The sequence below is a fragment of the Paenibacillus solani genome, assembly GCF_050475945.1.
GTDB classification, from domain to species: Bacteria; Bacillota; Bacilli; order Paenibacillales; family Paenibacillaceae; genus Paenibacillus_AQ; species Paenibacillus_AQ solani_A.
On record NZ_JBCMXJ010000005.1, the window covers coordinates 1,078,423 to 1,097,955 of the forward strand.

At 42.5% G+C, this 19,533-nt stretch carries 19 protein-coding genes and 1 pseudogene; all 20 read right to left on the reverse strand.

What is annotated here, in order from left to right; translation table 11 throughout:
* Positions 1-66: 66 nt before the first annotated feature.
* On the reverse strand, positions 67-642 hold the full coding sequence (locus ABEQ74_RS06970) for a dihydrofolate reductase family protein (RefSeq protein WP_430120762.1): 576 nt from the start codon (positions 640-642) through the stop codon (positions 67-69).
* A 264-nt stretch (positions 643-906) separates the two neighbouring features.
* Positions 907-1,101 (reverse strand): annotated as a pseudogene (locus ABEQ74_RS06975) (NUDIX domain-containing protein); the annotation flags it as partial.
* Between the two features lie 313 nt (positions 1,102-1,414).
* On the reverse strand, positions 1,415-1,882 hold the full coding sequence (locus tag ABEQ74_RS06980) for a hypothetical protein (protein ID WP_430120764.1): 468 nt from the start codon (positions 1,880-1,882) through the stop codon (positions 1,415-1,417).
* 239 nt (positions 1,883-2,121) lie between these two features.
* On the reverse strand, positions 2,122-2,577 hold the full coding sequence (locus ABEQ74_RS06985) for a hypothetical protein (protein ID WP_430120766.1): 456 nt from the start codon (positions 2,575-2,577) through the stop codon (positions 2,122-2,124).
* Positions 2,578-2,796: 219 nt separating this feature from the next.
* Entirely contained in the window at positions 2,797-3,213 is a 417-nt protein-coding gene (locus ABEQ74_RS06990) for a hypothetical protein (protein ID WP_430120768.1), read from the reverse strand.
* A gap of 454 nt (positions 3,214-3,667) precedes the next feature.
* Entirely contained in the window at positions 3,668-3,763 is a 96-nt protein-coding gene (locus tag ABEQ74_RS06995; RefSeq protein WP_227011709.1) for a putative holin-like toxin, read from the reverse strand.
* A 54-nt stretch (positions 3,764-3,817) separates the two neighbouring features.
* Positions 3,818-4,411: a GNAT family N-acetyltransferase gene (locus tag ABEQ74_RS07000; RefSeq protein WP_430120770.1), complete on the reverse strand. Its 594-nt coding sequence runs from the start codon at positions 4,409-4,411 to the stop codon at positions 3,818-3,820.
* A gap of 283 nt (positions 4,412-4,694) precedes the next feature.
* Complete coding sequence (locus ABEQ74_RS07005) at positions 4,695-5,375, reverse strand: hypothetical protein (RefSeq protein ID WP_430120772.1); 681 nt, start codon at positions 5,373-5,375, stop codon at positions 4,695-4,697.
* Between the two features lie 278 nt (positions 5,376-5,653).
* Positions 5,654-6,751 carry a DUF3626 domain-containing protein gene (locus ABEQ74_RS07010; protein ID WP_430120774.1) on the reverse strand — a complete coding sequence of 366 codons (1,098 nt, stop codon included), beginning with the start codon at positions 6,749-6,751 and terminating at the stop codon, positions 5,654-5,656.
* 273 nt (positions 6,752-7,024) lie between these two features.
* Positions 7,025-7,519 (reverse strand): DUF6933 domain-containing protein, encoded by a 495-nt coding sequence (locus tag ABEQ74_RS07015; protein WP_430120776.1) that lies wholly within the window; start codon positions 7,517-7,519, stop codon positions 7,025-7,027.
* 94 nt (positions 7,520-7,613) lie between these two features.
* The gene (locus ABEQ74_RS07020; RefSeq protein WP_430120778.1) at positions 7,614-8,237 is read right to left on the reverse strand and encodes a DUF3885 domain-containing protein; all 624 of its coding nucleotides are present in this window, start codon (positions 8,235-8,237) and stop codon (positions 7,614-7,616) included.
* 256 nt (positions 8,238-8,493) lie between these two features.
* Positions 8,494-9,096: a lysozyme inhibitor LprI family protein gene (locus ABEQ74_RS07025; protein WP_430120780.1), complete on the reverse strand. Its 603-nt coding sequence runs from the start codon at positions 9,094-9,096 to the stop codon at positions 8,494-8,496.
* A 245-nt stretch (positions 9,097-9,341) separates the two neighbouring features.
* Positions 9,342-9,806, reverse strand: a complete 465-nt coding sequence (locus ABEQ74_RS07030; RefSeq protein ID WP_430120782.1) for a DUF2691 family protein — start codon at positions 9,804-9,806, stop codon at positions 9,342-9,344.
* Positions 9,807-10,195: 389 nt separating this feature from the next.
* Positions 10,196-11,008 (reverse strand): MBL fold metallo-hydrolase, encoded by an 813-nt coding sequence (locus ABEQ74_RS07035; protein WP_430120784.1) that lies wholly within the window; start codon positions 11,006-11,008, stop codon positions 10,196-10,198.
* A gap of 60 nt (positions 11,009-11,068) precedes the next feature.
* Positions 11,069-12,058, reverse strand: coding sequence for a carbohydrate ABC transporter permease (locus ABEQ74_RS07040; protein WP_430120786.1), 990 nt, complete (start codon positions 12,056-12,058; stop codon positions 11,069-11,071).
* An 81-nt stretch (positions 12,059-12,139) separates the two neighbouring features.
* Complete coding sequence (locus ABEQ74_RS07045; protein WP_430120788.1) at positions 12,140-13,042, reverse strand: carbohydrate ABC transporter permease; 903 nt, start codon at positions 13,040-13,042, stop codon at positions 12,140-12,142.
* Positions 13,043-13,044: 2 nt separating this feature from the next.
* Positions 13,045-15,615 (reverse strand): DUF5696 domain-containing protein, encoded by a 2,571-nt coding sequence (locus ABEQ74_RS07050; RefSeq protein WP_430120790.1) that lies wholly within the window; start codon positions 15,613-15,615, stop codon positions 13,045-13,047.
* 4 nt (positions 15,616-15,619) lie between these two features.
* Positions 15,620-17,683, reverse strand: coding sequence for a YIP1 family protein (locus ABEQ74_RS07055; RefSeq protein WP_430120792.1), 2,064 nt, complete (start codon positions 17,681-17,683; stop codon positions 15,620-15,622).
* 17 nt (positions 17,684-17,700) lie between these two features.
* Positions 17,701-18,579 (reverse strand): carbohydrate ABC transporter permease, encoded by an 879-nt coding sequence (locus ABEQ74_RS07060; RefSeq protein ID WP_430120794.1) that lies wholly within the window; start codon positions 18,577-18,579, stop codon positions 17,701-17,703.
* Positions 18,576-19,523, reverse strand: a complete 948-nt coding sequence (locus tag ABEQ74_RS07065; protein ID WP_430120796.1) for a carbohydrate ABC transporter permease — start codon at positions 19,521-19,523, stop codon at positions 18,576-18,578. Before ABEQ74_RS07065 ends, ABEQ74_RS07060 begins: the two co-directional genes overlap by 4 nt.
* Positions 19,524-19,533: the final 10 nt, after the last annotated feature.

Here is a 19,533-nt window from a genome sequence, read left to right on the forward strand (position 1 = left end):
GGAGCACTTCCTTCTTTAGAACTTAATGAATTGTCTTCCGTTACCGAATCACCTTAAATGACAAGGTCATCTTACCCTCTGATAAACGAGACCTAAGGCTCCAGAATCAAAGCTTTTGTTTTCGATAAGTTTAAGATTGATCTTCTCCTTGAGACCTTGGAATAACGGCAATCCGCTGCCAATCAGGACGGGAGAAACTGTAATTTTAAACTCATCAATTAAATCAAGCTGCATAAGATAGTGTGCCAACCTAGGACTGCCGAGGATGACCATATCCTTGCCTGGCTGCTGTTTGAGGTTCTTGATCTCTTCCTCGACATCTTCTTTCACGAGTCTGGAATTATTCCATTCGACTTTCTCCAGCGTCGTGGAAAAAACGATTTTGGTTGTCTTTTCGATCCACTCTGCATGATTCCGTTCATACTCCGAAGCTGATGGGTTCGAAGGAACAGAAGGCCAGTAACTGTGCATCATCTGATAAGTCCCGCGTCCCCAAATGACAGTGTCGGCAGTACTCAGAATTTCTCGCGCGTGTTTCTCCAAATCAGCATCGTAGGAAACCCAGCCAATGTCCATTTCACCGTTCGGCCCTTCTACAAAACCGTCAAGCGATGCGTGCAGAAATAGAACGAGTTTTCTCATTTTCAGTTCTCCTTTGTTTATGAGGGATATCTACATTATACTTTAATTACCTTTTAGTATCATTCAACTTGATTAATATATTTATTTCGTTTCCTATGTTTATTTGGTTCTAGTGTGTTCCACTCTGCTTGTTCTCTCCGATTGATTCGATAATAATAAGTCTAGCAAACCATCTGGAACTAACTTCTCTTGAGTATTATTCAGGAAGTCAGAAATTGATTTCCAAACAGCTTTATAGGGAATTGATCCTTCAATGCCTTCTATTTAATCTCTACTATATAAGCTCCTATCCACAAAACTTGATTCATATATGAAGTCCACTTCATGCCCTATATCATCCAAATAAGTAAATATATTCTCTATAACGAAAAGTAATTTCGTGTCCTCTATCTCAGCATTTATTTCTTCATTCACTTCTCTAATTATTGTTTCATTACTGTTCTCACCATACTTAACAGTTCCTCCAACTGGTCTATAAAAAGCTTGTTTACTGCTTTATCATATGTTTCTACGACTAATAGTTGTTGACCCTTTCTTATTAGGCATAGTGAAACAGTTCTGATCTTCATTTGAAATGTCCTTTCTTTAAAACATTAAGAGACTGTCGTATAACGTTGTTCTCGTCGTCCGACGGAGTTTGATGTGTCCAGATGACTATGTTTCCCTGTCAAAATACTTCTCCTGAACCGAGGGCGAATGCCAAATGCGCAAACATTATCTTTTACAAAGTAACCGGCTTCATTGAAATATGCTAGAGATCAGTATTTTTTTGTTAAATCCCTAAATGTATTACACATTGATTTGTTTCTAGGGCATTTTCTATAACTTCTATTAATTTGTTTAGCGATTCTATTAATTCAGTCCTATTAAATGGAATCTTTTCATATCTTCCAACATCAGAGTCTACTTCCCAACCATAATTCCCAGTTAGAATAATATCTTTAGGTGCGTTACTAAATAAATCCCTCCAAGAAGTGATAATATTCTTAAAAGTATTTAGACTCTCTGTCCCTTGAATAATTGTATATCCATATCGATCTAATCCATTTCCCGAAAAGGACTCACTAGGACCTCTTGATTTGATCCAGTCCAATGAATCATTGAAGTAATTAATCAGCTCATCATCTATTGATGCCTGAGGCGTAAACTCAAGTCCATTTATCTGAACTCCATTTTCATTCCATAACACATGAGCTAATAAAAACTGTGCTTCACCAACTATGAACTCATGAGATGGCATTTAATCATTCCCTTCAGGTTATTTCGTATAACGTTCTTGTATCTACGAACCCGAGAGGCTTAAGGCAGCGTAGCTGCCGGCTACGCTTGCGCAGTTAACCTCGAAGGGTTGTTCGCCTGATTTAGCTCATCCGTATTTCCTCGGGCGGACTAAGGGCCGCAAGGCCTGCAGTGTGAATACGTTGTTATCTGATGGTGCATTGAGTTGCCCACAAAATTCATTCATCTATCCGACAAGTCTTAAATTGAATACTGTTTTTGAACCTTTGGTAATAAAGTTACTACTTGTATAGTTAATCCAAATATTATATAAATCAAATGAATTATTGAAAACATATTCAGAATATAAATCTGAATTGTAATCCAAATGATTAATTCAAATCCAGAATATAATGAAAATGTCCATGACCAATGTTTATCCGGAAATATATTAAGTCTGTCGGCCATTTTCCATTTCCACTTTCTGAGTAGGCCTGAAGCGATTATGAAAGGAATTATTCCTAATGCGCAAATCAATAAGATTCCAGGTATAAGATAATTATGAAAAGTAGAATGTTCTAACTGCGAGCGGGACATACCCATCAATTCTCCACTTGGATCGATAATAAATGCTATTCCACCAAATATTGCTCCTATCCCTAAAAGTATTTGAAGTACGATTAATATTATTGATAGATTACTCAGTCTCTTATTCATGTAAGAACCTTCTTTCAACATGATTTATTTCAGAACTTCGCACTTCCACATAACGTCCCCGTATTGACGACGTGAGCCGGCCTTAGATAACTCTTATCTTAGGCCGGCTCGTGTGTCGTCTGATTATGCCCATAATTATACATCGGACGATCAAGAGACGTAAGTTCCGCAGCGTAAATACAATGTTTTATGATGTGGGGAGGGCTTCTTGAGTTGCCTTCAAGATTTTTCCACCTTATCTTCTCCAAAATAAAAACCTTTGAGTTGTTTATCAAAGAAATTCTTTAAGCCTTCTTGCTTGATTGTATAAATGACTTGGCCAGTCCTTATATTTGTTCTTGTTATATAAATCTTTTCAAGATCATATTGAATTCTTATTTCTTTTCTGGTCTTTAATCTAAAAACAATCCCTGCGCTAATGCTTGTGTTTGATGGTATTTGTTTCAACTCTATAATATCTGAATCAGGTACTGAATTAACCCAATTAACAATGTTATTAATTTCATTTTGATCTAATTCTACTCTTATCCAATCGATATATGCAGCTGGTCCTTTTCTAGTGTATTGTGCTTTGCACATCTCGGTGCTGGAGATTTGTTTTACTTGAATTTCTTTATTTAACTTTGACTTACTCATGAAACTATTCATATCACCTAGAAAAAAATATAATGTGCCTGTAACAAGTATGAGGATAATAAATGTTCTTCTACTCTTTAGATTATTTAAAATCGCACTCTCCCCCCATGTCATATAACGTTGTTGTATTCACGAACCCTCGCTGGCTTAAGGGGTGCAAGCCCCGGGTCCAACGGACTTAGCCAGTGCAGGGTTATCTGCTGATTCCACTTCTTTGAAAAGACTCTGCAAACCAAGGGCCGAAACGCCCGCAGTGTAGATACGATGTTATCTGATGGCGATGCCCTCTTCGAAGTACTTTCATTATCTGCTTATATGTCTTTTCTACATTATTTTTTATTCAATTAGTTCTTTGATACATCTTTTCAAAATACAATTGGCTTGGATGGGTAATCCCTTCTTAGTCAATTACGATCGGAAACCCACCTTCGGCGGTCAATCTTAGGGTGGGTTTTTACTTTCTCTTGTTGTTATTATTAATGTAAGTTAAAAGTGCAAGAATGAATGATCCAAATAGGAACATAATCGTCAGTGCATCTTTCACTTCCATGGCTTCACCGTGAACAGGATGTTATACGAATCCAGTGATCTCATTGAATTACAATCAAATGTATTCTTTATTTAAATATTCAAGTAATTTAACTTTGATTTCTTTCCATTCAGATCTCAAGACACTATAAACATTAGTATCTCTGGAATGTCCATCGTGTAATATCATGTCTTCCCTCAAAGTCCCTTCAAACCGAGCCCCTATTCGGATAATTGCTTGATTTGACTTTTCATTTCTTTTATCTGTTTTTAATTGTATTCGATTATAATTTAAGTCTTCGAATCCGTATTTCAGCAATAAGTACTTACACTCTGTATTTATTTTGGTTCTCCATACCTTGGGGTCTAGCCATGTCCCTCCAATCTCGAGTTTTTTAAATGGTACTGAGATATCTAAGTAACTTGTACTACCAACAATTTCGTTTGATAACTTATCAATTATTAAAAAAGGATATCTTAGTCCCTGTTGCTTTAATCTCATCCAGGTATCCATTGTAGTAGTCATATCTTCGAATGTATTGATAGATGATGGACTGTATCTCCAAAGCTCTTTGTTAAGACTCACTTTGAACAAGTCTTCTATATGTTCATGAGAAGCTGGTATCAGTTTTACCCTTTCTCCCTCAAGAATTAAATAAATGTCTTTCATCTTTTAACACCTCTTTCTTGATCATTAGATGTTTGATCTTAGTCACGCACTTGCACTGGTTTGGTATAACGTTTATGCATTCACGAACCCGAGAGGCTTAAGGTGCTTTAGCGTCGGGTGGCTTCGCCACTTAGCCTTGCAGGGTTGTCTGCCTGATTCAACTTCCTTAAAAAAGCTTCGGGCAGACCAAGGAGCGAACGCGACGCGGTGTAGATATGTTGTTAGCTGAGGTACACCGCTTCTTTGTTCAGAGAGCGCCACGGATGGCGCTCCCTAAGTATACCTAGCTTATACTAAATATTTTATTCATAGCTTCGAGATCACTTTTGCCAATACCCTGTTTACTTAAAACTTTTACTGAATTTGAGAGTCTCCAAACCAAGTAATTATCGTTTCTATCGAAACTAATTATATCGTCTGGAAAGTCCTCAATTTTCTTTAATCCGAAATACTTACATAATTCCCTATATTTATAATCATCGATAATATCATATGTATCTCTAGTCCTTATATCTAATTCATATTCAAAAACCGTATCCCATTTTTCTTTATTTAACACTTTCAATATAGCTGCTTCTTCAATATGTGTCTCAAAGTTATTGCATTGGATCTCATATCCTAGATAGAATCTACCCTGCTCGTCAATCGAAAATGTCTCCTGGTATAATGTATCTGCACAAACATAATGACGCACAATGATATCATCTTCAGGTTCAATGATAATAAGACCCTTCTCATTAACAAAGTCTCCTCGACAAGGTTCCTCTTGGAGAATACCAAACGCAATCGGCTCCAAATATGCATACTCTACATACCCCCCAAATCTCTTTTGAAAATCAATAAGTGTGAATGTAGGTTGAATTTTTAGAGCCTCAAAAGCTTTTAATATTTCTTTTTCGTCTTTCACAGAGTCTTTCCATTTACATTTAGCAAGATACTCTAAACCTCTCTTAGATAATGTCACTTCTCGTCATCCTTAATATTTTTATTTAAAATATCCGCGCACGGATGCGCGGGGTTTTCGGTGTATTTCGGCTAACGTTTGGGGGTTCACGACGTCCCACCACCCTAAAGGAACGAAGTGACTGGCCGCGATGCAATTGGGTGGTGCAGATGTGTCCCTGCAATCGCTTCGTCGACTTATCTTCCGGGACCAAGGCTGCTTGTCCGCCGATGCGTGAACATATTCTTATAGGATGTCAGCTCCTTCTTCGAATGACTTACTCCAAATGAATTGTTATATTATTGTTTCTGTACAAATGGGCGACCAAAACGAACCAATATATGCCACATGTATTTTAATTCCTGAAGGACTTCCTCATAGCTTCCTCGATCTTTCCATAATTCCGGATTACGTCTCAAATCTTTGACGGCTTCCCCTATGACACTTGCATAAATATAACCATTTACTGCTATCCGCTTTGCTAAGGAAGGCATGGTTGGTCCCCTAAAATCTGAAGGTATTTCATCAACGTGCATAGCGAATCCCATATGCCAATAAAGTTCAATCGAATACTTTAAACATATTTGTTCAAATAATGCTCCTATGTAAGTACCTTTGAACGAAGGGTCTGCAACAAGAACTTCAACGTCTTCCCTTAACGAAATATCTCCATGAACCTGGGCTTCAATATAGTGATTAAGATTTCGATTGGATTTATGATTAGAAGGATCCTTTAATGGTCGTTCAAGATTAAGCAGTAAATGATCGATCAACTTCTTCGGAGTCAGATTCTTTTCACCTATCGCATCATTTCGAAAAAAAGCATCTTTAAAGATAGCTGCTAATATAGCATCAAACTCTTTATAAGTGCCTTTTTCCTTTGGATCTTGGTGTGAGTCCAAATATGTGTATGTACAGCGATATGACACCTTTGGTTCTAGAAGAAAGTAACATGATCCAAAACGAGGGGCCGGTCCATCTGGGTGTAACATTAGATTGAGCGCCCCATACTTGGGGCGTTGACTATCGGTCACTCCATCCAACTGGTAAGCACCACAAAACAACTTTTTCTCCCAAAGATCCCTAGCACCGCCAGGATAGGCAGATACACTCCCATTCGAGATTTGAGTTTCGAACTGACTTTTATATAATCCCTGCTGAAGCAATGATTCAGCCACACTTTTATTGTTCGCGTTTGGTCGGTCAGGATGAAAATGCAACGCTACCCTTGCATTCAAAAATATCTTAGTACGAGCATCTTCAAAGGTGTCCCATGAAATATTTGACATCTGGAGAACTTCAATTAGTGAGTTTTGGGCTTCCATTTTTCGGGCTCTGGCATACTGAGTAATATTATCAAATGCTAGGAACTGTGAGTATGTTAGCTCATCTTTCATTAAAGTCACCTACCCCAAAATCTATAACACTTGATGCTAATATGAGACCAGAGAAGGTTTACTTTCCCCTTCCTGATCATTGTATAATTTGCGCTGATTTCCTATAACGTTTGGGTATCTACGAAACGCCTCAGCCTTAGATAGCTCTTATCTTAGGCTGAGGCGTTTGTTGTCTGATCTCCTTCCATGATTATACATCTGACAACCAAGAGATGGTAGCTCCGCAGCGTGAATATGATGTTATGCGATGCTAGTGCCTTCCTGAGTTTTCTTTCACTCAGTGTTGTTATTCTTTGGATTTTTGATTGCTTCTTTAAATAATTCTATTGGTTCCTTGTAATCTATTGGTTTATAAATCATTCTGTTCAGCCATTTCAATCGTTCATGATTATCTTGAAAGTCATCTTCAGTAAAAAACGTAACTTCCTTCATCGTTCCGAGTACACTTCTACTACTTGTCTTTGAGATAATAATGTTCTCACCAAACTCTAAATATGTATTTATCTGACTCTCTTTCACTCCTTCTAGGAGTAAATATTCTCGAAGAGTTACTAAGAATTTTTCTTTCAGTCGCTCTAATTGTCCTGTTCTTATTCCATCAATGATCACAGCTAATCTGGTTAAATCATTTACAACGACGATGTGTTTACGTTTGTTCAAATTGTAAATATTCACATGCCAGCTTAAGAGCAACGACATATTGATGTCTTCTTTAGGAATCGCTTTCATGTCTTTTAATAAATCTTTAGTAAGTCTTAAAGTAATCAATTTAATTTTCCTTTCTCGCACTGGTTTGGCATAACGTTTCCCGCATCTATGACGCGCCCCGGCCTTAGATAGCTCTTATCTGTTTGACGAGGGGTCACTCTTCTTTGAATATTCTATCAAAATATTCTCTCCAGTAATCAACAATCCAATGATTATAATCAATATATAGCTTTTCTAAATCATCTTTTGATCTAGCGCATATAATACACCCTCGATCATCATACATATGAAATACAATGTTTTTATCTCTATTAATGAAATAAACGCTTTGACCAATAGAAGGTTCTTTGCCTTGTTCATAATTACATATTCCTTCGAGTATCTTCTTATATGGAAACGAAGAAACCATCCCTAAAAGTAATTTCACTTGAAACTCTCGTTTTATTTGAATCGAATTTCCTTCATCATCTTCATCCTCATCTAATTCAAACAAAGTTTCCTCTTCCATGGACTTATCTTTCAACAGTTCATAAATATAATAAGGTGTGGTATTACCAAACATAATATCTTCTTTATTTCCCCAGTCTTTAATATATAGAACAATTTCATCACTATCTTTGAACACTTGCTCAAATATAGTTGTTACTCTCTTATTCACTTGTTTAATCCGTCTATTGGAGCCATTCCGATATGGTTCGCCTAATTCAAATCTAACATTTATGTCACTCCAAAATTCGGGGAAATTATCATTTAGGTATTTAAAAATTTCTTCCTTCATTGTACCTCCAAAAATCAATCATTATTGATGTGAAGTGGTTGATGTATAGTGATCTTTCGTCTAACGTTCTTGTATTCACGAAACGACCCAGCCTTAGATAGCTCTTATCTCAGGCTGGGTCTTTGTTGTCTGAGTGTTCTTCCATGATTATACATCTGACAACCAAGGGGTGGTATCGCAGCAGCGTGAATACAGTGTTATGCGCCGTTACTGTCTTCGAAGCATCGCCTAAAAACCTTTGAACAAGATTCCAACTCTATTTTTTACTTTGGTATAAAAACTCAACTTCACCATCTAGCAAATATCGATATTCAAATAATTGCATTGTTCTTTCCCTTATTCTCTCCTTTATATCCGTGGCTAGGCTTACCGATCCTCGTGATCCAAGGTAACCATTATCAATAAATGTCTTCTCTACAAATTTTGTTTCCCTTAAGTGATACTTTAACCATTCTTTCTGCGATTCAATTAGTGCTTCTCTTGGTTCTCTATCCAACTTAGAACGAAGCTTTTTATATATTTGATTCAACTCTTTATCCCAAATCTCTGTATATTTGCCTTCCAACGCCCCCCATCCCAATGTTGTATTAATCTCTTTGGAATTTTGAAATTCATTAAATTCCACTTCATAATCATGATCTATAGGATTTCGAAGCATTTCATCATAAAATTCTCCTTTCAATTCATAGTTCCCAATGCTCATGGATAACACTTCATTGTTAGAATGATCTGATCGACCTTCAGTTATTTCTTTCGATTCTGTTCCATTACCTGTACTCACTACATCAGGTTGACTAATATTTTGACAAGATGAAAACACTATCGTAATAAAAAATAATAAGAGTATCTTACCTTTCATAAATTATCTCCTTAAATATTATCTTTAATAATTACTGGTAATGGGCATTACGTTCCCGCATTCCTGACGTTCAAGCAGCTTAAGGCAACAAAGTTGCCGGGTCGATAGACTTAGCTGGTTGAATGTGTCGCCTGAATAAGCCTCTCCGATATCCCTCTTGGCGACCAAGGAGCGTCAGCGACGAAGTAGGAATGTAATGTTATCCGATGTCTCTGCCTTCCTGATTTACTTGCATTAATTCTTTCCTACCATACAGAAAGGCTTGTTCTGAAATCATTCTCGTCAGTTATGTATTTTATATTTGTATAGGCCTGTTTTTTTGCGTTAGAATACATCCCTTCTACTAACTCGGCATTTTTGCAATAGATTGTTGTATAAGAACTATCTACAACTAATAATGCCAATTCGCAGTTACTTCTGAGAAAATCATCGTAAGTTTTTATTTCAATTGGTTGACTGCCTTTAGGAAAAGCTTTAAGGTCTTGGAATATTAAATAATAATCGTTGTTCTTTATAACGTTTCTTAGTGTTTCACCATCCATACATTCAATTAACCCTGAAAAAAGTGCATCTAGTTCGCCATCCAGTATAATGTATGACTCTTCCCCACCAATCCACCAATTATGATCTTCTACTTTAAAAGGTTTTAAAATATCTTCGAGAAATCTTCCGTATTCATTTGGAATTTCAAAACTAATTCCTCTTGCCATCTACTCTTCTCCTTATTCTTTTCTTGTAGAGATTTGGGATAACTCCATATTCACGAACTTCGTGAATACTTCCATGTTACGCAAGTTGCTGTACTTCGTAAATACCTTCCAAACAAGAAGTTTTGCGAACTGACAACAAGCTCATGACATGTCTGGATACGATATCATATGAGCTCATAAAACTATACCGTTTGAGTGCGTCATAGCTCCTTGTCTATAGCTCACTTCAAAATGGTAAAAGCCGGTTAATAATGCACCCAACAAGGTCCAACAAATACTGCAAATAGATAAAATTTAACTCGCTTCACTGAACCCTCTATCCCCAAACTTCCATGAAAATAGAATAGACCGCCCTCGCTAAAGTAACGGTCTATCCCAGGCCTAACAGACTACAAATGAATGATCATGCCATCATAAGCGACTTTGATGTTGTACGGGTCAAAAATCTCGGTCAAATCCTGATGCAGCAGGCCAATGTTATGGGAGAAATGAGTCACCACGACGGTTCCATCCTTATACAGCGTTCCCCTCTCTAACAGCCGGTTCCGGATATCCAGCACGGCTTCAATGTTCAGATGACCGCCTGTAAACGGAAGCAGTCCGTTCGTACAGTCAAGAATCACGGCATCAAGCTGGGTCCGCTCGATCCATTCCCATGTTTCATCCGGGAGGAGCCCCGTATCGTGGCCGTAAAAAAGCCGCTTGCCGTTCTTCTCGATCAGGTACAAAAGGCAGGTCTCATTCGGATCGTGATTGGCTGGCAGCGCGGTTACCTTCGCTGAACCCGTATCCACGGTTTGAAAAGGAACAATCCGGCGAAATGAAACTCTGGACGAATCTTCATTCCCTGCAGCCCCCCTGCAGATACGAATTACATTGTCATGCCCATATACCCTGAGCGGATGATCCAGGCCATGCGCATACACGGGAAGTCTCATCGCCAAGTCCTCTGCCCGGAGATGATCGGAATGGGAATGTGTAACAAACAGATCCTTGACTAGGCCAAGATCAATTCCATCACGCAGCACGTGAAGAAGAGTATCCGGCGGAAAGTCCACCTTTAGCTCATCATCAATGATAACTGAACTGCGAGTTCGAATATTCTGTGCACCTGCCTGCCTAGCCTTTAAGCAATGCTCACAGCGGCAAAATAGCGCCGGAAATCCTTCAGCGGCAGCGGTGCCCAAAAAATGAATCTTCACAGTAATCCTCCTATAGGTTCGATATCCCCAAATACAATGCTTCTCAGCCCTACTGCAATCCTATCCGACCAAGCCGGTACGTTCAACACTCTCCACAAAGTATTTCTGTGCAAACAGATACAGGACAAAGATCGGCAGAATGCCAAGCAGCGTACCGGTGTTCAAATACAGCGACAAATGGGCTGCTCCGCCGCCCGTCTCAGGGCGCACCGTTCCCGGGAGAAGATCAAGCATACGCGACAGAAGCGTATAGTTTGGGGCAAACAAGTTGACGAAATAACTGTCATTCCACTGCCAAATGAAGGAGAACAGCATCACGGTGGCAATGGCAGGTACCGCATTCGGCAGCATCACCCGGGCAAAGGTCTTCAGAATCCCTGCGCCGTCCACATAAGCGGCTTCCTCCAGATCCTTCGGCAATGAACGGAAAAACTGCCGGAATATAAAAATATACAGCCCGTTCTTCAGCCCCATGGCGAGACCTGACGATATAAAAAACGGCCAGAAGCTTTCCAGCAAATTAACCCCATGCTTGCCGGTAAACAGTTCATACAGACCAAACACATCAAAGAAACGGTAATGCAGATAGGTCGGGACCATAATGGTCTGAGGCGGCACAATGATCGTGAAAATGACAACACCGAACAGAATGCCGCTACCTTTAAATTTTAGCCTTGCAAATCCATATCCGGCCAGCGCGCAGGAGATAAGCTGAAGCACGGAGGTGCCCAAGCTTAGGATCAACGTATTGCGGACCGCTTCCGGATATTTCAGATAACCAAATACCACCTTGATATTATCCAAGGTCAGATTCCGCGGAATCCAGACGACGGTCGAGTCAAACAGATCCTGCTTATCGCGTAGTGCGATGGAAAGCTTGGTCATGATCGGATACAGGATAATAAAACAAATGCCGAGCAGCAACACCGTGCGGGTTGCAATCCACAGCCAGTGCTTCGCTTTCTCAACCGGATTATACCGGTGATACCACTCGCCGAGCGCAAGAACCGATGCGGCAGTTCCATTCTTTATCTTTGTTATGGGTTTCATGGAGGAAGCCTCCTAAAGTTTTTTTGAAGCCTAGACTTTGTATTGGTATCGCAACAAAAGTCACCATTATCCTTACGCATATCAGTCTTGATAGAAGACTCTTTTCGAAATGATATAAGCCGAAATGACCAAAATGATCGTGATGACCAGAAAATAAACCCACGACATCGCGGCGCTAATGCCGAAGTTAAGATTCACAAACGCCGTATTCTGAATCATTTCTGTCATCTTGTTGTTATAGAAAGAATCAATGATCGTATACACAACATTGGTAAAGATCAGGGGCGAAATCATCGGAAACGTAATTTTCCAAAATGCCTCGTAGCCGGTTGCCCCTTCCATTTTGGCGGCTTCATACAATGAACCGGATATCGACTGAAGACCTGCCAGAAATATGAGGATCTGGACGCCTGAGGAGCTAATGATCTGATAGATCCGTTCCACGGCTCCGGTCAAGTAATTGACAATTTCCACACTTAAACCGGCTTGCAGCAGAAGTGGCCTTAGCTCAATACTCCTTAATCCAGAGTAATTGCTCTCCAGGTCGGTCGAAGAGGCCCCCATAACCTGTGCAAGAAAGTTGCCGCTGTCCAGCTTGGCAATAACGCCTGAAGCAAGTACGACAGGGAGAAATATAATCGCTCTGGCCAGCATTCGTCCCCGGAATTTTTGTGACAGCAGCATTGCCGTAAACAAACTAAAAAAAATGATCAGCGGAACATTAAGCGCCATCGTCGTCACAGCTTCGGTCAGATTGCGAACATACCATGCGTCTGTAAATAATATGTTTTTAAAATTGTCCATACCTACGTACTCAAGGTCGTATCCCTCCGCTGTCAGCGTTAATTTGTTAAAGCTGAACTGCAGGGATTGGAAGAACGGCACCGCCATCAACAGAATGAAGCCGAGCAACCAGGGAGTTATGAATAGCACGCCAAACCACGATTTTTTCTGCTCCAAGCTTAATTTTCGTTTCCGCGACATGCTCAGCCCTCCTCAACGATATAGCCCTTACTTGGAATGGTTCTGCCATCCACTGTAACGGCTTCATTTCGATAGTTGACAATCACGTGAACACCGTTTTCGTAAGTGGTTCTGTAGACGCGTTCCGACAGCTCATCATGGTTTGTAATGACAGCGCCCCGAACCTTCTTTAACACCGCATTGACTTCGGTGTATGCCGCAATCGCATCTTGAATCCATCTCTTATAATCGTTCGAGTACATATCATTGAACCTGGTCTCTTTCAAAATGGACGGATCTTCATAAATCCAGCTGAAATACACATTCGAGCCTGTTTCAAGCGATTGAAGGATGCTGAACCGTACGTCTTGATCATCTCTCATATTAAATGGAACACCTGCATACTCCACATAACCATGAAGCACCATCTGGTTAAAGGGAACCGATCTCCCGGCGAGCTGATATTCATTACTGCTAACAGGTACGTGAAGTACGTGGGAAGCATAAGGAAGAGCGTAGGCATTACCGCCGTTGATCATGAGGTCCGGCACCTGTTCATGTATTTGTTCCAGCTGGGTGGTGATGATCCGCTTGGACTGCTCGCGTGTCACTTCAAGGCTTCTCCGGAAGTCGGAATACAGCTCGGATCCGAGATCCCGAAGGGACAAGCTGCCAGGACTCCATTGTTCATAATCCGAAAGATAGCCCTCTACAGTTCCACCCAGCTTACCGGGAGATAATAAATAATGCTGGAGCAGATCAGATTGCCGGAAGAAGGCAGCACGATCAAACTCATGAATTTTGGCATACCTTCGAGAAATGTTTTGTACCGAATCTTTGCTTGGACGGAATCCTCCGCCCGAGTGATATACGTGCTGAAAGGCTGTATCAGGATAAAATCCCCCGCCGCTCCGCTGCAGCCGCTCCGTAAGCCGCTTCCAATCTTTCTTGCTGCCGATTACGGAATCCATATCAATATCATCAGGGAATTCATGATTCAAACCGCCGTTAAACCATCCTTTGTAATTAAGACGGACGTTATGGATCTGACTGGCCTCCAGTTCTTTCACAATTTCCTCGGCTTGACTGAGGGTAGTGAGAGGAACTAATGCTTCGTAAGGAAACCCTAGCATATTCTTCATCTTGGGAATGCTGCCGGTCAGCTCAAGGTAGAATGGAGCATCCCCATCACTCTGAATTTTGGTCAACCCGAACGCCTTCTCCAGATAGGCACGGTAGCTTCCGGCCATCCCTGCATAATTGGCCTGCTCTCCATTCAAAAAGGCATAACGTATGCTTAGCCGCCCCTGATACGTGTTGTTAGGCGTTTTATTCATGAACTCATTTGTACTCAATCGAACCTCATCTTTAGGCAAAATGATGAACTGGCTGGAAACGGTGTTGAATTCGTGCAGCTTGCCGCTTATGTCGGCAGACAGCCAAGCTAAAGCGTCACCCTCCTCAATAATAGCCAGAAACGCAGCATCATTCTTCTTCATACCGAACACCGGCAGTCGGCTCGGCTGTAACGTATTGAACTTTTCCTTCATATATTTAGCCGAATCCTCGCCGTAAACCGGAATTTGAATCGGTTGTGCCATTTTCTTGCCATTATTGAACGCGATTAGCGTACCAGAGCCGTCCGGCAAAAACATGTAGCCTTCGTCCCCAGCACCGGCCGCCCCAAAGTTCTCAAGCAGACTCATGCTATGAATCCGGTAAGGAGGCGTATCCTCCTTTAGGGTATTCGTGTCCACCGAGGCTACTAAGTACTCTCCATCAAGTCTATAAGTCAACTCGAGAGAGAACTTCGGATTCCCGGCAATGTCGCCTTCCTCTCCGCCCTCGCCGTCTTCTCCATTGTCAATGGCCAGGTCCTGCTCGTTGTATTCCATCTTCTCAAACAGAGCAAGCAGCCGTTTGACGACCGCCTTCGGAATGTCACGCCGTTCGTAAATGTTAAGGCTTTCGTTGAATTTATAACGAATTTTCAGCTGTTCTTGATCGGCGGGATCTTCCAGCCGTCCAAGCAGCCGTTCTTCGAACCTCTCCTTGCTCACCGTAACGGGAACAGATTCCAGCCCCTTCTCGGGATTGCCGAATTGATAGGCGACCGTTACTTGCTCGGATGAAGGCTTGATTTCGAATTGTTCAAATTTAACGCTGTCATTATAGCTGTCATAATTCTTGCTCTGTCCGTTTCGGGTTAGATATACGAACGAGATTTGAGAAGACAGCTTCCCTTTCAGATAGGGAGATGCCAGCTTATCATTTGAACTGTCGGGATTAGAGCGCCATATCTGCCCGCTCCTCTTATCGAGGACCGCGATCTCGGCCGTCTTGGGGCTGATGTATAGACGAAGGAAATCGTTCTCTAAGACCGGGTCAAGTCCATCAATCCGAGGGGCAACCGAATCTGTAGCGGATAACGCCTTGACCGTCGTATCAGAGCTTAGTTTCAATAACACATCACGGCCAACATCCAAAGGCTGTACCGAAGCTTTTTCAGCTCGTGATGCACAAGCAGTAACCGAGATCATAGCCAGCAGAAGGACTAATACCGTCAGATGGCGCCATCCAATAACCTTACTCATGGTATTAACCCTCCCCCACTCGGAACATGATTTCTTTATAAATCGTCGTAAAGAAAGACAGCATTTGCTGTGCAAGACTGAAGAACAGCAACCCTAGGAAGATGATTATGCCAATAACAATGACGGTCAGAAACATGGTTGCGATCGTCTTGGACACACTGTATTGGTGAACCGTCAGCATGCCCACGAACAACAAGGCAAAGAACCAAAGAAATCCTATCGTTTCGATTAGTGAATAAAAGGCTCCCTCCTGCATCGTCATGATATTCGATAACAGAATTAGAGGGATCTGCAGTAAGATCAGCGGTACCAGTGCATATGCCGATACGATCACGATTTCCTTGAACTTGCCTTCGCCATCCATCAGCGTCGTCAAGGACCAATTCGCAATGCAATACAAGAGGAATGGAATGACGATGAATTTAATCTCCTCAAGCAGGTTTACACTGACAGCGCTTCCTGCTACTGGATTGAAGATAAACCCGGTAAACTGCCTCTTGAGCACATAAGCCAGAGAGAGCAGGAGAAGAAGCACAAGCGCAAACCAGGTTCGGCCTTTCTTCTCAAACTTTAATTCCCAGAATCCATTAAACGGATGGAAGATCGTATACCACGCCATGCCGACTACTCCCGGCTCACCCTGTCTTCGCTTTATAAAGAACCGGACTGCAGTGATTGCAAGCACCGCACCGATGATAGCCGTAACAATGAGGCCAAAATTTTCCCACATAAAATCCTTGCGGTATCGTTCAAAAGCTCTGGAATAATACTCCCTGTGCATGCCTAGCTCGAAATTTGCCATCGCCTCGGCATTGTTGCCCTGCCTCAGTTCTGCCTTGCCGATACCGAGGTAAGCGAGTTCCAGATTGCTGTTCAGGTTGAGCGCATCACGCCACTTTTTAACGGCCCGTTCCTCCTCGCCCGTGTCATTATAAATCACCGCATCCCGGATGACCTGACCGTAACGGGTTGGTTCAAATACAACAAGATGATTTAAACCTTTATCGAGCACCACCATCTGATCTCCGAGCATATCGATATCTACCGGTGCCCTAAAGGTACCTACTTGTTCGCCGAGAAGACCATAAATATACATCAGCTTTCCTTCGCGATCATACGTAAAGATCCGTCCACGGGTGTTATCGAGAATGCTGTAAATGCCATTACGATCAACAGCTACGCTGACGATGGATGAGCTCCCGCTTCTCGTGCCCTCGTCATGGATTCGGATATCCCCCTTGGGCGGGTGATATCCCGTTCGTTTGAGGACATCATTGCCGGAAGGATTCAACCGCTTGACTGGCGCATCCGAGAATGCCTCACGGGTCGTTGCATAGATAAAACCTTCGTCATCAATATCGACGTTGCCGAACTCTACCGGGATAAAGAGCACCATTTTGGAACGCTGCTCCTTGGTCATGATCCGTTTCCAGAACAACTCGGCCGGACTGTATTGGACCTTGTTAACTCCAATAAATCCGGTAAACTTGCCGCCGGAATCAAATTGCATAATGCCGTTGAAGACGCCCTTCCCCACGACATATAATCTGCCCGCCGTGTCAACCACCAGCTTGCTTGGCTCGTATACGAATTCATTGCCCAGCACGTCACTCTCAGGTGCCCCGATTATGCGAACCAGGTCGCCTTCCTTCGAGAGCTCCACCACACGCTTATGTCCCGTGTCCGCTACAAACAGATGACCGTTCGGATGAACAAACAGCCCCTGCGGACCCGAAAAGGTCTCCTTGGCACCGGCGTTATTAAAATGATCGATCACCTGTTTCACGTTCATGTCCGGAGTCAGGATCACAATCCGGTTATTCCCTGTATCCGCAATATATATTTCTTGATCCGGTGTAATATAGATATCCTCCGGAGCATTAAACGGACCGGATGAAAGCTCGTTGCCGCTGATTTGCCGGGTTGGCAAATACGGAGCAGGAGCTGGCTCGGGATCTCCCCACCAGGAGTAGTTATAGCCGTCATACGGGGCGGCAAATGCCGGAGCCGGAATGCTGAGCATAATGGCAAGCAGCGGAAATAGCAAAATATAGCGATATCGTCTCACTTGGCTTCCCCCTTCCCTCAGTCTTTCATCCCGGAGGTTGACATCGTTTGGATCACACTGCTCTGCGAAATCACAAAAATAACAATCGGCACAATAAGCATCAGCAGGGTCGCAGCCATGGACGGACCGGTCCGGATAATCCCTCCCTGAAGAATTTGCGCGAAGGCATAATCAAGCGTCTTTAACTGCTCGCTATATATAAACATGGATCCTGCTGTACCGCCCGCTCCCCACAAGCCCTGAAACGAGAAAATGATAAGCGTGAGCCAAGCCGGCTTTACAATCGGCATGACAATACTCCAGAACATGCGGAATTCACTGCAGCCATCAATCTCAGCGGCTTCCAAAAGCGCATCCGGAATCTGTTCCATATACTGCTTCATCAGATAAAGACCGAGTGAAGAACCGATCGCCGGAATGATAACCGCCCAATGCGTATCCAGAAATCCGAGCCAGGACATCGTCATATAGTTGGTAATCTGTGTGACGGTCGCCGAGAACATCAAGGACATCACCACAACCGTGAATAAAAATGTCTTCCCCGGGAATTTCCTTTTGGCTAAAGGATAAGCCGCCATCGATGCGATAATGACATGCCCGGCCGTCCCAACAATCGCAATGAAAAACGTGTTGTAAATGTACCTTGTGAACGGAACCCAGGAACCGGCAAGCAGATGATACAGATCATAAAAGTTGGTCAGGGTTGGATTCCGTACAAAGAAGTCCGGCGGAAATTTCAATATTTCATTAATGGGTTTAAACGCGTTGCTAATCACAAATACAAGCGGAAGAGCCATGAAACAGCCTACTAATGCGAGCAGGCCGAACAGAAGGATATCCCCCGCCAGCGAGCGGCTGAGCCTCTTCTTCCTTATGATAATTGGCATCACGGTCATTCACCGACCTTTGTTAGCAGTTTTCGCACAAGCAGATTAGAACCAAGCATCATCCCGAACAAGACGGTGGCGATCGAGGAGGCGTACCCCATTTCAAACCGGATCGTGCCATAGTCCATCAGATGCGTAACGATCGTATGACCCGCATATTTAACACTCGGAAACCCAGCGAGCGCTGTCGCTACCTCGGCCACGGCGAATGAGGCCGTAATCTGGATCACCGCACCGAACATGAGCATCGGCTTCATCGAAGGCAGCGTAATAAACCATAGCTCCTGCCACCGGTTGCGTATCCCGTCAATGGCACCCGCTTCATGAAGCGATTTGTCCATACTTTGCAAGCCAGCTATAAACGCCAGAAAGCTGGTTCCAAGGCTTAGCCATAGCTGGACGATAATGATGATCGGAAGAATGTATTTTGGGGTTTTCAGCCACAGTATAGGCTCCAGGATCAGATGCCACTTTAACAAGAACGCATTAATGTATCCGTACGAATCATTGCTGAACAGCAGCGTCCACACGATGTAGGCACTGCCCGATAAGGCTGGAGCGTAAAAAACCAGCGTCGCAATCGCCCTGAGCTTCGGCGGAAATTCATTAATGACCCAAGCCAGTACAAAACAGGCGATATAACTGATCGGTCCCGTTATAGCCGCGAACAAGAGTGTGTTCTTCAGCGCGATAAGAAATACGTCATCGCGGACAAACAGCTGGGCATAGTTTCGCCAGCCGACCCATTCCGGAAATTCCAGCATATTGAAATCGGTAAAGCTGACGATCATCGACAGGACGACCGGCAGAACCGTAAAAGTGAAAAAGATCAGAAAATAAGGGGCGAGCATTGCATAAATCGCCTTGTTTCGCTTCACTTCCTTCCACAGTCCAGCTTCACGTCGACGTTTTATAGCGCCCGCCACTTTTGTTTTTTTAACAAGCTGCACCATGCATCCCTTC